Origin of the sequence: Geobacillus sp. C56-T2, from assembly GCF_007829715.1 — a bacterium.
Lineage (GTDB): Bacteria > Bacillota > Bacilli > Bacillales > Anoxybacillaceae > Geobacillus > Geobacillus icigianus.
In genome coordinates this window covers 922,138-936,516 of sequence record NZ_VJWB01000001.1, presented here as the reverse complement: position 1 = coordinate 936,516, position 14,379 = coordinate 922,138, and the positions used below count along the sequence as shown (strand labels likewise).

At 54.2% G+C, this 14,379-nt stretch carries 12 protein-coding genes and 1 pseudogene; 3 read left to right on the top strand and 10 right to left on the bottom strand.

What is annotated here, in order from left to right; genetic code table 11:
- Positions 1-22: 22 nt before the first annotated feature.
- The 6 genes from queE to GC56T2_RS04770 form a co-directional block, all read right to left on the bottom strand.
- On the bottom strand, positions 23-757 hold the full coding sequence (queE, locus tag GC56T2_RS04795) for a 7-carboxy-7-deazaguanine synthase QueE (protein ID WP_144973441.1): 735 nt from the start codon (positions 755-757) through the stop codon (positions 23-25).
- Complete coding sequence (gene queD / locus GC56T2_RS04790) at positions 757-1,194, bottom strand: 6-carboxytetrahydropterin synthase QueD (protein WP_033017666.1); 438 nt, start codon at positions 1,192-1,194, stop codon at positions 757-759. Before queD ends, queE begins: the two co-directional genes overlap by 1 nt.
- Entirely contained in the window at positions 1,191-1,862 is a 672-nt protein-coding gene (gene queC / locus GC56T2_RS04785; protein ID WP_144973439.1) for a 7-cyano-7-deazaguanine synthase QueC, read from the bottom strand. Before queC ends, queD begins: the two co-directional genes overlap by 4 nt.
- A 169-nt stretch (positions 1,863-2,031) precedes the next feature.
- On the bottom strand, positions 2,032-3,144 hold the full coding sequence (locus GC56T2_RS04780; protein WP_144973437.1) for a GerAB/ArcD/ProY family transporter: 1,113 nt from the start codon (positions 3,142-3,144) through the stop codon (positions 2,032-2,034).
- A 26-nt stretch (positions 3,145-3,170) separates the two neighbouring features.
- On the bottom strand, positions 3,171-4,259 hold the full coding sequence (locus tag GC56T2_RS04775) for a Ger(x)C family spore germination protein (RefSeq protein ID WP_144973435.1): 1,089 nt from the start codon (positions 4,257-4,259) through the stop codon (positions 3,171-3,173).
- 78 nt (positions 4,260-4,337) lie between these two features.
- Positions 4,338-5,852 (bottom strand): spore germination protein, encoded by a 1,515-nt coding sequence (locus tag GC56T2_RS04770; RefSeq protein ID WP_144973434.1) that lies wholly within the window; start codon positions 5,850-5,852, stop codon positions 4,338-4,340.
- Positions 5,853-6,285: 433 nt separating this feature from the next.
- Here GC56T2_RS04770 and GC56T2_RS04765 point away from each other — a divergent pair, with 433 nt between their 5' ends.
- Positions 6,286-7,947 (top strand): methyl-accepting chemotaxis protein, encoded by a 1,662-nt coding sequence (locus GC56T2_RS04765; protein ID WP_144973433.1) that lies wholly within the window; start codon positions 6,286-6,288, stop codon positions 7,945-7,947.
- 64 nt (positions 7,948-8,011) lie between these two features.
- Here GC56T2_RS04765 and GC56T2_RS04760 read toward each other — a convergent pair whose 3' ends face one another.
- The gene (locus tag GC56T2_RS04760) at positions 8,012-9,052 is read right to left on the bottom strand and encodes a YkvI family membrane protein (RefSeq protein ID WP_172706099.1); all 1,041 of its coding nucleotides are present in this window, start codon (positions 9,050-9,052) and stop codon (positions 8,012-8,014) included.
- 288 nt (positions 9,053-9,340) lie between these two features.
- Positions 9,341-10,099 carry a FixH family protein gene (locus GC56T2_RS04755; protein WP_144973429.1) on the bottom strand — a complete coding sequence of 253 codons (759 nt, stop codon included), beginning with the start codon at positions 10,097-10,099 and terminating at the stop codon, positions 9,341-9,343.
- 269 nt (positions 10,100-10,368) lie between these two features.
- Between GC56T2_RS04755 and GC56T2_RS04750 the strand changes: the two genes are divergently transcribed.
- On the top strand, positions 10,369-12,504 hold the full coding sequence (locus GC56T2_RS04750; protein ID WP_144973427.1) for an ATP-dependent Clp protease ATP-binding subunit: 2,136 nt from the start codon (positions 10,369-10,371) through the stop codon (positions 12,502-12,504).
- A 261-nt stretch (positions 12,505-12,765) separates the two neighbouring features.
- Complete coding sequence (locus tag GC56T2_RS04745; protein WP_144973425.1) at positions 12,766-13,374, top strand: hypothetical protein; 609 nt, start codon at positions 12,766-12,768, stop codon at positions 13,372-13,374.
- 117 nt (positions 13,375-13,491) lie between these two features.
- On the opposite strand, the pseudogene GC56T2_RS04740 reads toward GC56T2_RS04745, so the two are convergent.
- Positions 13,492-13,863: pseudogene (locus GC56T2_RS04740) on the bottom strand (TetR/AcrR family transcriptional regulator); the annotation flags it as partial.
- A complete protein-coding gene (locus tag GC56T2_RS04735; protein WP_144973423.1) occupies positions 13,864-14,379 on the bottom strand; it encodes a GNAT family N-acetyltransferase in 516 nt (171 codons plus the stop codon).

Here is a 14,379-nt window from a genome sequence, read left to right as displayed (position 1 = left end):
TTGCGCTCGAACCGCTTTCGCTTTACACGCCGCGCTTGTTTCCCCAAAGGAGCGTGTGCAGCTGCGGCAGGATGTGGACGTCGGCCAGCTCCTCCGACTCGGCGGCTTGCTCCACGAGCCATTCCAACCGGCTGAGAAGCTTCGCGCGGAGGGCATCGACCTCGGAAGCGGCCACATCGGCGTTGCCGGTCTGCAAGTAAAATGGAACGCCTGGGTAGCGGCGGTGCACCTGTTTCGCATACGCCAAATCGGCGTCGTCAAACACGATGACTTTCAAGCTGACGCGCCGCGCCCGGCTTCGATCGGCCAGCAGCCGTTCAATGATTTGATCGAGCGCTGTCCAGTCGGTGTCCATCCCCGAGCTTGGCGGTTTCGGGGAAAGGGTGACGTCGTCAACGTCAAGCAGCCAATCCTGCCAGCGGCTCCCTTGCGTTTCGACCGCCACTCGCACCCCTTTTTCATGAAGGAGCGCGACGAGCTCACCGAGCGCGGCGATCAGCAGCGGGTTGCCGCCGGAGATCGTCACGTGGCGGAAGCGGCGGCCGCCAATGGCTTCAAGCCGCCGCCAAATGTCGTCGGCCGTCAGCTGCTCGATCTCGTCTTTCGCCGACCCGTCCCACGTAAACGCCGAATCGCACCAGCGGCAGCGGTAGTCGCAGCCGGCGGTGCGGACGAACATCGTCTTTTGGCCGATCACCATTCCTTCTCCTTGGATGGTCGGACCAAAAATCTCCAACACCGGAATCGTGCGCGCCATTACCGCTCCCCCGCTTTCGGCCGGTAGACGACATAGCTCGTCGGCGTTTCGCGGACAAACACTTGCAAACATTTCGGCTTGTGCGGCAGCGTATCCAAATAGCGCTGGATCGTTTCATAAATCGTGCGCGCCACCACTTCGGTCGTCGGAAACCGGTTCGGGTCGTGACGGTCAAACCAATCGTTGTGATCATTGAGCAGCGTATGGTCCAATTTTCCGTGGACAAGCTTCTTTACCGTTTGGAAGTTGACTAAAAAACCGCTCTCATCGAGCTCGTCGCCGGCGATCGTCACATTGACGATGTACGTATGGCCGTGAACGTTGGCGCAGCTTCCCGCCGCTTTGTGCGGGATGAAATGGGCAGCGGCGATGTGCATATCTTTGTTCAACTCATAGCGGTAGTGATGCGCCACTTGCGGATAGAGCTGGTGCATCATCGCGCCTCCACCTCCGCTTTTTCCCGCAAATATTCCTCCAACCCGCGCTTGCGCAGCACGCACGCCGGGCATTCGCCGCAGCCGTTGGCGATGACGCCGTTGTAGCACGTCAGCGTCTTCGTGCGGATGAACTCGAGCGCCCCGAGCTCATCAGCGAGCTTCCACGTCTCCGCTTTCGTCAGCCACATGAGCGGCGTATGAATGACAAATTCGTAATCCATCGCCAAATTGAGCGTGACGTTCAAAGATTTGATAAATACATCGCGGCAGTCCGGATAGCCGCTAAAATCAGTTTCGCACACACCTGTCACCATATGGCGCGCCCCCCGCTGTTTGGCAAGCACAGCAGCGAACGACAAAAACAACAAATTGCGCCCGTCCACAAACGTCGTCGGCAGCTCGCCTTCCTTTTGTTCAATGGCGATGTCGCGCCGCGTCAAGGCGTTCGGCGCCAACTGCCCGAGAAGTGACAAATCAAGCACCGTATGGCGGACGCCAAGTTCTGCGGCGATGGACGAGGCCACTTCTATTTCTAGGCGGTGGCGCTGGCCGTAGTCAAACGTCACCGCTTCCACGTCACCAAACTGCTTTTTCGCCCAAAACAAACACGTTGTGCTGTCTTGGCCGCCGCTAAAGACGACGACCGCCTTTTCTTCCTTTCGCTTCATCCTCATCCGCCTCCTTCTGAATGAGCAGAAGAAGAGGTTTCCAAAACAAAAAGGCCATACCCCTAGGATACAGCCGTCCCTAGTTTTTTATAGAGGGTGTTGCTAGAAACCTCTCCCGTACAAACGTACGGAATTGTATTCTTCTGTTTTCTTTCTCACTATACCATATTTACGGCTTTTGTTGTAGCGTTTTTTTCACCTTTTCCACCACCCACACGCTGACGCACAAAAGCGGAACATAGACGGCGACAAGATACAATCCGAGCTTGGCCGTCCATTGGCTGATCCGTTCGATGTCCGCTTTCTCTTGAAGCAAGAGCGTGCCGATAAACAAAATGACAAGAAGCACAGGCAGCGACCGGCGCTGCTGGACGGCAAACAGCTGTTTCACAACCCGCGTCGCCGCCCAAACCGAGAGGGTGATAATCGGAAACACGACAAGCACATAAATCGAGATGACGATGTATTCCATCCGTTCGATAAACGGAACTTCGGGAATTTTCGCCAGCGTCAACGTCGGCCATGTTAAGTGCTGCACTTGTTCTTGATTATAAAACACGATCGAGATAAGAATGATGACAAGGTAAATGAAGGTCGTAAAACCGTTGGCGGCATGCGCCCATTTTTGCGAAGACGGCGCGTTTTTCACAAATGGGTAGTACATGAGCAACATTTCAAATCCTAAATATTGCAGCGTCATCTCTTTCGATGCGCTAACGAGCTGCCCAAACGAATGATCGAATATCGGCAGCAAGTTTCGATACTGCGCGTACTCCAGCGGGAAAAACAACATCGGGAAAATGGTCGCCAGCGGAATGACCACCCCCCATACACACAGTCCCGCCACGACGCGGAATCCGCCAAGAACGGCGTAATAGGTGAGCACCAAAAAAATGAGGCTGAACTGCCATGTTCCCATGAACGGAAACACCCATACTTTAATGATTTCAATGTACGCCTGCAGCACGGTCAGCGCCGCCAACAAATAGTAAAACAGCACCCCTACGCTCAACAGGCCGCCAAACCACCGGCCCAAATAATGTTGATGAAGCGAGACGATATCCCCGCCGAAAGGAGCGTGGGAAAGCAGGCGATACATCAACCAAATGAACAAGTGGGCAGCCAACCCGGTCAGAAGCACGACCATCCAGGCATCCTGCCCGACCGCTTTCATCAGCGGCCGTTGGAAGCTGAGCGCCCCAATCCCAATTTGTGTAGCGTGGACGACGAAAAAAACGAAAAACGGGGAGATGAGAAACCGGTCTGGAATCGGTTGTTTCATGATTTTCCCTCCTCATAGTCCCCGTCTTATTCGCCAATGCCCGTGTGCACGATGTCGACTGTCACATGGGGGCGGATGTCCAAGTCCGGGTATTCGCGGTAAAACGCAGCCTGATCCCAATGTCTTGTCACACTGCGGACAAAATCGCCGAAGCCAAGCGGGTCAATTCGTTTTTTTTGAAAAGAGCGGAATAAACGTTCCATATTGTGCTCCAATTCGCTTTCCATTTTTTTTCTCACGTTATCCAACTGCTTCCCCATGACCGGATCGAGCCATGACGGATAATCTCGCACCGAGGCATGAATATGAACGAACACATCGAGGCGATGGCGGCTTCCGTCACGTTTCCATTCATATTTCGGCTTCGCCCATAAGTTTTGCAGCATGACCCGATCCTCGCCTTGTTTTCCGCGATTGCCAACCTTCAGCTGATAAACACCGTTTTTCGTTTCCCCGAGCAAAATTTTCATTAAAAAGGCATCGCGCAAGCTGACGTGCCCGACATAGTTGTCGTCGCGAAACAACGCGAGCCCCTCGAGCTTCACAAAATCGCCTTTTTTCTCAAAGTACGGCAAAAACGGATCGCTCCCCGGGGAAAAGTAGCGATACAAAAACAGATGCAAGTTCGTCTTCGGCAAGTTCATCGACTGTTCATTTTGCTCGACGAGGTTCGGCAAATAGAGCGTATCGCTGAGCGTTGTCTTCGCTGTGATGTGCAACAGCTCCTTGGCGCTGCCTTTGGCCACGCCAAGCAGCAAATGGCTTCCGACTTTGTTGTTGCGTGCCAAGCTGTGCGTAATCTGCGTCACTCCCCGCTTCGCAAACTCCTTGCCGAACAAAATGAGGCGCAGCTGCCCCTCCTCGATCGGCAACGGCGATTTCGACGACAGGCGCGGAATGAGGTCGTAAATCGTTGGCGACGTCGTCGTCAATATGTTCGGTTTCGTCATCGGTCCTTGTTTGAATGTCGGGTACACGGCTGTCCCTGTATAACGACCGTTTTCAAAATCATATCCCATCTGCTGGATAATTTGAATTTCGTCGATCGGGCGTGACGAACTGGCGCACCCGCCTAGCAACAGCAGCGCCCCGATCCATAGCCACCCGCGCCGCATCAACATCCCCCTTTACTCATCAATATCGCGCTTTTGCTTCTCGTCAAAACGGGCGGCGATCATGTCGGTCATCGTACTTTACTCATCAATATCGCGCTTTTGCTTCGCCTCCTTCGGGTCAAAGCGAAACCGCGACCGCGGGCGAAGAAACTGCGGCCGCTCCGCCGCTTGGCTGTACGGGGAGCGAATAAAGGTATCGTTCAAATGCGGAAACCGCAACGGATAAAACGGCACCAAATACGGATACCCAAACGACTGCAACCGGCCTAAATGAATGAGCAGCCAACAGACGGCAAAAGCAATCCCGACCCCGCCCCAGCCGGCAGCAAACAAAATGAATGGAAACCGGATGAACCGAATCGTGTTGGACATTTTGAAAATCGGTGTGGTAAACGACGCGAGCGCGGCCAAGGCGACGACAATCAACAAAATCGTGCTCGTCAAACCGGCATCGACGGTCGCCTGCCCGATCACAATCCCGCCGACAATCCCGAGCGTCTGCGCGACTTTCGTCGGCAGCCGCGCCCCGGCTTCACGCAGCAGCTCAATCGTAATTTCCAAAAACAGCACTTCGAGCACGGGTGGAAACGGCACATTGGAACGCGAATAAATGATCGGGCCGAGCAGATCCTCGGGAATCATTTCGTAATGATACGTCAACACGGCCACATAAACCGGCGAAGCCAGCACGGAAAACGCCACGCCGAAAAACCGGATCAGCCGAAAAAACGAACCGAGTACCCACGGCAAATAGTAATCTTCCGGCGACGTAAAAAAATCGAACAGCGCCGCGGGCCCGATCACCGCATACGGCGAACCGTCGCAAAGCACCGCGACTTGCCCGGAAATGAGGGCATACACCGCGCGATCGATCCGCTCGGTCGAGATAAAGAGCGGAAACGGCGTTCGCGAATTGTCGGCGAGCAGCTGATCCAAAATCGCGTTGTCAAACACGACGTCAAAGTGAATCGTCTCAAGCCGCTGCGTCACCGTTTGCACCACTTCCGGATTGGCCACGCCGTCGATATAGGCGACGACGACTTTCGTTTTCGATACAGAACCGATCGCCATTTCCCGAAACACCAAATTCGGGATGGCGATTTGCCGCCGGAGGAGATGAAGGTTGACGCCGATGTTTTCGATAAACCCGACTTTCGGCCCGACGACGCTGAACTCATTTTCCGAATCGTTGTTTTCCCGCAGCCCTAAATTGTCAGCCGGGGCGCTCATAAGCGCCGCTTTGTTCGGCTGCTCGCGGAAGGTGACAGCGACAAATCCTTTCAGCACTTTTTCTTCGATCAGCGCCGTGTCTTCGCTCACTTCAATGCGCTGAATCGGCACGATTTGCTGCAAATCTTCCAGCCGGACGTCTGGATGCTTTGGAATGTCATTTTGCAGATGGCAAAGAATCCGCTCTTGCAACAGTTGGGGATCGACGAGTGAATCAAAATAATAAATCGAAAGCTCTTTGCCTCCAACGCGAAACGATACTTCGGCAAAGTCGCTCGATTGCCGCAATTGTTCCCAAAGCTGCGAAACAGGGCGCTTGGGAGGGCGTTTCTTCTTATTTTTCCAAAACGTGAACAACCCCACGTCCATCCCCTCGCTTTTCCGTTTACGCCATAGTCTCCCAGCTATCCATGAGTTTTATTCATCCTCAGCAGCCGACTTGGAGGCGGACGAACCAAGAAGGTTGGTGATTTAAAGGGAAATACTGCTCTCCAACCATGTTTCTCAAACGGAAAAACCTTGCAACGTCATCATGTCATTCCTTGTAATTTCTCATCAATCGAGCGAATCTATTTTTTTCGCCAGCTTTCAAGTCCACTTCCAACCATCGATGATTTTTCTTCATCCCCCTCTGATCTCCTATTGATTCGACAAAATCTTCTATATATTATTAAAAATAGCCCCCTTGGTGAAACGTGCCGACCAGAAGGAGGCGTCTTCTTCCCTATCACGCCAGTGCGTGCTCTTTGGCTGGACGCGTGTAAAAGACTGACGAAAAGAAAAAGGAGAATGCCGAATGAGTGACTTGACGAAGCGACGCCGCGCGAAACAGGCGTTGAAAAAAGCGACAGAAACAGCGGAATGGCTGCGGCGGTCCATGGACCCGACGCGCCCCCTTGAGGAGCAGCTTGACCGCCTCCGCGCCTTGTTGGATGAGCGGCTCGGCCATGACGAATACTTTGTCGTTGTCGACGAAAACGGATACGGCCTCATCCATACTAACCGTCTACGCGAAGGGCGAACCTTCGCCGATCCGGTCGGGCTCGCCGCCGCCCGCACGAATGAGCCGCTATTGCAAGTGTACGAACGCGACACGGGCGAAGTGTTGATTGACGCTAGCTGCCCGCTTTGGACAGAGCCGAGTGGAAGACGGATCAATTTGCGGCTGGGGCGGCTCATGCATCGCCCGTATTTGCCGTGGGTGTTCGCCAGCCTCGTCGCCCTTCCCGTCGCAGTTGGCGGGGGAATGGCGGCCGCTGGGCTGCCTGTCTGGTTGGCCGCCTTGGCCGCGATGATAGCGGGCGCAGCGCTTTCGTTTTTCTGGGAACGGCGGCTGACAACCGAACTGCGCCGTTGGTACCGCGTTGCCCGCACCGCCTCTTCCGGCCAATTGCACGCCGAAGTGGAAACGGCGGGGAAACGGAACGAATTTCACCAAATCGCTTACGAAATCAACAAAATGATTCTCGGCATCCGCACGATGATCACCGAGCTCGGCAAAGCAGCGAAAACGGTGCGGGATGTCAGCCATGAGCAGCAAATGGAAATGCGCCGCTTGTCCGAATCGTTTGACGAAATCGCTGCCGCAGTGGAAACGTTCCGTGAAGGAGCCAAGCAACAAACCGATGCCGTCCGACAAGCCGATAACGTCATCCAACAAATGGTCGAGCGCGTCCAAGGAATGCGTTCCGCTGTAGAGCGGGTCGTCAGGCAGGCGGATGAAGCGTGGTCATCGGCGGCTGAGGGCATTCGCCTCATGGACGAAACGAAAACGAATATGGATGCCATGCAGATCGGCATCGGGGAGACGACCGCCTTAATCGACAAGGCGGCCAAAGAAGCCGGGCGCGTTCATGAGATGATCGCCGCCATTCGCACGATCGCCAAACAGACGAACTTGCTCGCCCTGAACGCGTCGATCGAGGCGGCGCGGGCCGGCGAGGCGGGGCGTGGGTTTTCCATCGTCGCCCAAGAGGTGCGCAAACTCGCCGAGGACACGAACGCGTTTGCGTCAGAAATTTTTTCCTCCCTCGACGCTATGGCGAACGCGCTCAAAGAAGCGGTCGATGCCGCGCAAGGAAGCGGCCGGCACGTAGAAAAAACGAAAGATTCGCTGTGGAAAACCGGGGAAACATTCACGGCGCTCGGCAACATGTTTGCACAGCTGAACGGCTTGCTTCAACAAAACGAAGCCTACGTCAACGATATCACCGCCGACGGCAGACGCCTCGGCGAATTGATGGAAGGCGTGCGCACTGTCGCCACCGAATTTTCCAACATGGTTCATGAAACATCGGCCGGGCTCGAACAGCAGACGCTCGCTCTTCATCAGCTGGCGCGTGAAGCGGATGCGCTGGCAGCGGCAGCGCGCGAATTGGATAAGATGATTTCCCGCTTTCACTTCGAAAAGACCGAGAAAACCGTTGAAGTTGGTGACAGGCCCACCTCCCTTCAATGACCGGTTTTATCAAAGCAAGCCCTTTTGCTTCTCGGCCGCTTGGGCAAGGAACAAAAGGGCTTGTTTACCGCTTTGGCATGCGCCGGCGCCAAAGAAGCCATAACAAACAAACGCTTATGTAACCGAACAACGGATAAACCATCGACAACAGCTCCCCGTAGCGAAACGGGCTGACAGCGGCAAACAGCAGCACAAGCAGCACCCCAAGCGGTTTCCCACCCCCGGGCCACCAGGCGCGCGCCTGACGTTCCAGCCCAAACAATCCGCCGATGACGGAGGTGAAAATTTCCCCGTAAATCACGACGACATAAAACCAATAAAGCACGGCGAAAAACGTCCGAACCACCTGAGCCATCGGGATTTCATCGCCCGCGTGATGCGGAAACGACAACAGCACCGTATGATTCAACAGCAGCAGCCCCGTCAGCAGCAAGCCGCCCAACACCGCGCCGCGCTTGACCACCCGCTCATTCGCCGCTTCGCGGGCGACGGGAACAAGCACCGCTTGCGCCATGGCCAAGTTAAACGCCGCATAAGAAAACGGCGCCATCATCGCTTTCAGCGAATAGTCCGCTGCTGTTGCCCCCGGTCGGCATAGATGCCCGGCTGTCGCCATTTTGAGCAAAATCGTGACGCTAAACAACACCATCATCGGCACTACAAACACATTCACGCCAAACAGCCCTTTGCGGTCGAGCAACATGACCGTCAACGCCGCGCCAAGCGTCAGCGCAATCCCCGCCTGCCGCGGCCAGCCGAGCTGCTCTTCAAACACCGCGCCCGCCCCGGCAATCATCACCGCCGTCACCCCTGCCACCATGCACGTCATCACGAAGGTCACTAGCGGACTGAGCCGTTTCCCGAACAAATAGCGGTTCAATTCATCGTAAGAGGCGGCGCCAAGGCGGCGCGCCATCACCATGAGCCGCGCCCCGCCCCAAGTGAACAGCGCGCCGCTGACTGCCACCCCGATCGTCCCCGCTGTTCCATACCGGGTAAAAAATTCAATGATTTCTCTGCCCGTCGCGAATCCAGCGCCGATCACCGTACCGACATACACGGCGGCAATTTGCCACGCCTCCGCCCATTCCGTTTTTTTTCTCACCGTCTGCCATCTCCTTCTCTTGCCCTCTCTTTTCATTCCATGTATATGTCCGCAGCGGACAAGAAAGACGGCCGAACCGGAGAATGTTCCTCAATAGAAAAAACAGGCTGACCCAAAGGGTTGTCTGCCTTCAAGAATAGAAAAAACGGTGCTGACCCAAAAGGTTGTCTGCCTTCAAGATCGACACAACATATAGTGCTGCAGAAGCAGTCAGCACGTTAGGTAGCAACGAAAGAATGGTAACGAAGACGAGGGTATCCCGATCCTTTTGGGACACCCTCGTCTTCGTTAGTGCGCCATCACTTGTTCGACTTGATGTTCATGCAGGGAGGCCGCTTCGACATGCACTTTCACGGAATACGTTCCCGGCGTAGCAAACGTCACCTCCGCCTGATAGTCACCGTTTCCGGCTTCTTTTGTTTCGACAAACTCATGTTTGTTGTCCGCCTGCCAAATCTCAAAACGGACGGTCGCCTTCGTCAGCGGCTTTCCGTCTTTCATGATGCGAACCGCTAAGGTCGCTGGTTTTCCGGCTGTCACCGAATGGGAAGATAACGACATGGACACACTGTTGTCGTGGTGATGGTCTGCCTCACCGTGCTGATGATCCGCCCCGCCGGACGGGTGGCTGTCCGATTCTCCTTTTTCAGCCGCTTGGCTTGGATTGCCGACGACAACATCTTTTTTCGGCATGTTGTGCATATCGCGCGCCGTCACATGGGCGACAACGGAATACGTCCCCGCTTCGGTGAACGTTTTGGTGACCGAATAGCGCCCGTTGCCATCGCGCTTCGCTTCCAGCATGTCGCGATCGCCGGCGCCGTGCTTCCACACTTCAAATTTTACTTCGCTCGCATCGTCTACTTTTTCACCGCCATACGTCACGACACAAGCGAGCTTCGTCGGCTTGTTCAACTCGATATGATCGGGTATCTCCATCTTCACATCAAGCACAGCCGGCGCTTCTGCCCGCTTATTGTTGTCCGAGCAGGCCGCCGCTGTGAGGCCGATCAACACGGCCGCACACGCTAACGCGAACCGTTTCATGTTCCTGTTCTCCTTTCCATCTAAGAGCTGTCATGCCATTTGCCCGACCGGACAGGTGAACAAAACAGTCTCTTTTTCTGTTTTTCAGTTTATCATAGCTTCGTCCCACCTCTATTAGTCTTCACCATTTTTTCAAAAACATTTCATCGTTATCACAAATTTTTTTGCACAAAACACTTGAAAGTCAAAAAAGGTCAAAGTATAATAAAGTCAGAAGGTCAAAGAAAGTCAAAGTCAAACTACTAGTAACGGAGAAGGGGGTATTCCTCATGCGTTGCCAAGCATGCCAACAACGTGAAGCAACGGTGTTTGTCAACTTGCAATGGAATGGTGAGAAAAAACAGCTTCATCTTTGCCATACATGCTATGAAAAACAAAAACAACAACTGTCGATTCCAATGAACTTCGGCTTTTCGCCGTTTTCGTTTGACGACTGGTTCGCTGGTCATCTGGCGGCGGCCAACGCGCAAGCGGCCGCGCCGGAAACAGCGGCCAAACACCCGCAGCGTCATGGCGGAGGATTTTTGGATCAATTTGGCCGCAACTTGACGCAAATGGCCAAAGCGGGCTTAATCGACCCCGTCATCGGCCGCGACAAAGAAATTGCGCGCGTTATTGAAATTTTGAACCGCCGCAACAAAAACAATCCGGTGTTGATCGGGGAGCCGGGCGTCGGGAAAACGGCGATCGTTGAAGGGCTTGCGCTGAAAATCGCCGAAGGAAACGTGCCGGAAAAATTGTTGAACAAAGAAGTGTACTTGCTTGATGTGGCATCGCTTGTCGCCAATACCGGCATCCGCGGTCAATTCGAAGAGCGGATGAAACGGCTCATCGCCGAACTGCAAGAGCGGAAAAACGTCATCTTGTTCATTGACGAAATTCATCTGCTCGTCGGCGCTGGCGCTGCCGAAGGGTCGATGGATGCCGGCAACATTTTAAAACCGGCGCTCGCCCGCGGTGAACTGCAAGTCGTCGGGGCAACGACGTTGAAAGAATACCGGCACATTGAAAAAGACGCCGCTCTTGAACGCCGCTTCCAACCGGTCATCGTAAACGAACCGACCGTTGACGAAGCGATCGCCATCTTAAAAGGCATTCAACCAAAATATGAGCAGTTCCACCACGTTCGTTATACAGACGAGGCGATCGAAGCGTGCGTTAAACTCGCGCACCGCTACATCCAAGACCGCTTCCTGCCGGACAAAGCGATCGACTTGTTGGACGAGGCCGGTTCGAAAGCGAACTTGCGCCTCGGCCCGACCGATGAAAAACAGCTGCAAGAGCGGCTGATGCAAATCGCGAAAGAAAAAGAACAAGCGGCGAAAGAAGAAAACTATGAGCTGGCGGCGAAACTGCGCGATGAAGAGCTGAAACTGGAGAAACAGCTCGAACAAGGCGTCGCGCAAGAACGCCCGACGGTCGATGTTGCTGACATCGAGCAAATCATCGCCGAGAAAACTGGCATCCCGGTCGGCAAGCTGCAAGCCGATGAAAAAGAAAAAATGAAACATCTCGAAGACAACTTGGCGAAAAAAGTGATCGGCCAAGCGGAAGCGGTGAAAAAAGTGGCGAAAGCCATTCGCCGCAGCCGCGCCGGCTTGAAGGCGAAACACCGTCCGATCGGTTCGTTCTTGTTCGTCGGCCCGACCGGCGTCGGGAAAACGGAGCTCGCCAAAACGCTCGCCGAAGAGCTGTTTGGCACGAAAGACGCCATGATTCGCCTCGATATGAGCGAATACATGGAGAAACATTCCGTCTCGAAGCTGATCGGTTCACCGCCGGGCTATGTCGGCTTTGAAGAAGCCGGTCAGCTGACGGAAAAAGTGCGCCGCCATCCGTACAGCATCATCTTGCTTGACGAGATTGAAAAGGCGCACCCGGACGTGCAGCACATCTTCCTGCAAATTTTGGAAGACGGCCGCTTAACAGACAGCCAAGGCCGCACCGTCAGCTTCAAAGACACGGTCATTATCGCGACAAGCAACGCCGGCGTCACCGACAAAAAAATCACCGTCGGCTTTGAAAAACAAAGCGGCGGCCCATCAAGCGTCCTTGACTCACTCAGCGCTTACTTCAAGCCGGAATTTTTGAACCGCTTCGACGCCATCATCGAGTTCAAGCCGCTCGAAAAAGCGCACTTGCTTGAGATTGTCGACTTGATGCTCGCCGATGTCAAAGCGGCGATGCGCGAACAAGGCATTGAACTCGACGTGACGGAAGCGGCGAAAGAAAAACTGGCCGAACTCGGCTACCATCCGGCCTTCGGCGCCCGCCCGCTCCGCCGCGTCATCCAAGAGCATGTCGAAGACAACATCGCCGACTGCCTGCTTGACGCTGACCAATCGGTGCGCGCGATCCGCATCGATGTTGAAGGAGACGCCATCGTGGCGCAAATCGCCTCATAACCGTCTGACGAACATCGTCTCACCTTGAACAAAAGGTGAGGCGTTTTTTTATGACCAATACCACAAACCACAAGTCGAAAGATGTCGAATTTTCACTAACGGTTGTGCTTGGCATTTTTCTTATTTGATGAGACAATCAATTTGAAAATATTGTTAGTGTTTGTAGCGTAAAAAGCGATCCTGTCTCTCGGCCTTGGTTTTGGCATCTGAAAAGGCGGGAATCCAATTCCCCCAACTTATCTTCATGAAATGGGTGATTTTATGAAGGAAAAGTTCTTCTACCCTCTTTTTATCGGCGTTCTCTTGCTGGCGGCGTGCGAGCGCGGACATGATCCTACCCCCGCTCCGCACTATGGAGAGAAAGAAGCGGCGCAAGGAAACGAGCAAAAGGAAAAAGCAAAAAAGGAACAGAAGCCGTTATCGCTAGAGGAGAAATTTCTGCCGCCACATTTTTTAGTCAATGAATTTACCGCCAAAGCAACGAGCCGATCGATTCACTTGACGATGCATTACACCCTCTCAGAGCAGCTGTATCAGTTGCTTGAACAGTATCGAGATTACTATTTCGTCATTCAATATCCAGAGGAACTTTCTCGCGTGACCCATGTTGACCGTTCGAACGTCGTCAAAGGCCCTTTGCCGGCCAACGGACAGTTGTCATATACCATCACCATTTCTTCCTCATGGATAGACGATATACCAAAAGATTTGATCAATCGAATCAATCATGGAGACTTGCGGTACAATCTTCTCATCTTGGACAAAGAGCGATCCCCTGTCCATATTTTTAATGATGTCCAGTGGTATCCATCGTTCGATCCAAACAAAGGGTCCAGCGTCATTTCGGAAGACGGCGGTGCCAGAACATGACGGCCGTTCGGTCAAACGTTTTGACCGAACGCACGTCCGTCGCTGCTTGATGCCGAAGCTATCCTCCGTTATGCGAAAGAAAGCAACCAGGCCGGCTCCTTGGCGGAAGCCGGCCGGTTAGCGCCGCAGACCGTTCATCAACACGCGGATCGTCCGTTCCATTTCGGCCTCATCGTCCCAGTTGTGGTCAGGCAAAAGGAGAAAGCGGGCGGCCAAAAAGCCGGCGAGCGATGTGATCGTCAAGCGGATGACCGAATCGACCGGCAGCTCGGCCAACTCCCCTTTCTCTTGAAAATGGCGGACAATGCGGGCGAATTTTGGATACACATGCTCGGTAAACACGCGTTGAAAGCACTGTTTAATCTCGGAATGAAAGGCCAGCTCCTGCCAGAGCACGCGAATCGCCGGCAGATACGTTTTCACAAAGGCGTAGCGGTTGGAGAACACCGCGCGCAAAAACTGTTCGTACGTCTCATATTCGTTGTCAAACTAGTTCATCGTTTGAATGTCTTGCCAGCCGTAGCACCACTCCGATAACGCTGTTCCGCCGATTTCCACCCTTTCCTCGGCCAGTTTTTCACCGCCAAGCCGTTCGTAAAAACCGCGTGACGGATTGTCGGCAAGCACCCAGACGACGAGCGAATGAATGCCTTTTTGCGCCAAGTCGCGGGCCAAGGCTTGCACAAGCCGCCGTCCCCATCCTTTTCCTTGCGCCTCTTTGAGCAAATACACCGCGTACAGCTCCCCGTCATATCGGGCCGCTGGGCCGTCGCTCGCCCGGTTTCGTCCGCCGGAGATGAATCCAACGACGCGCCCGTGTTCCTCGGCGACAAACACGGAATGGTCCGCTTGGCTGAGCCCCTTCTCCCATAACGCTTGTTTTTCTTCCACTGCCAACGTCTCCAAGTACGCGTCCGGCACGATGCCGCTGTACGTTGTCTTCCAACTTTCCACATGGACAGCGGCAATCGCCGGCGCATCAGTGAAAACTGCTTTCCGAATCAT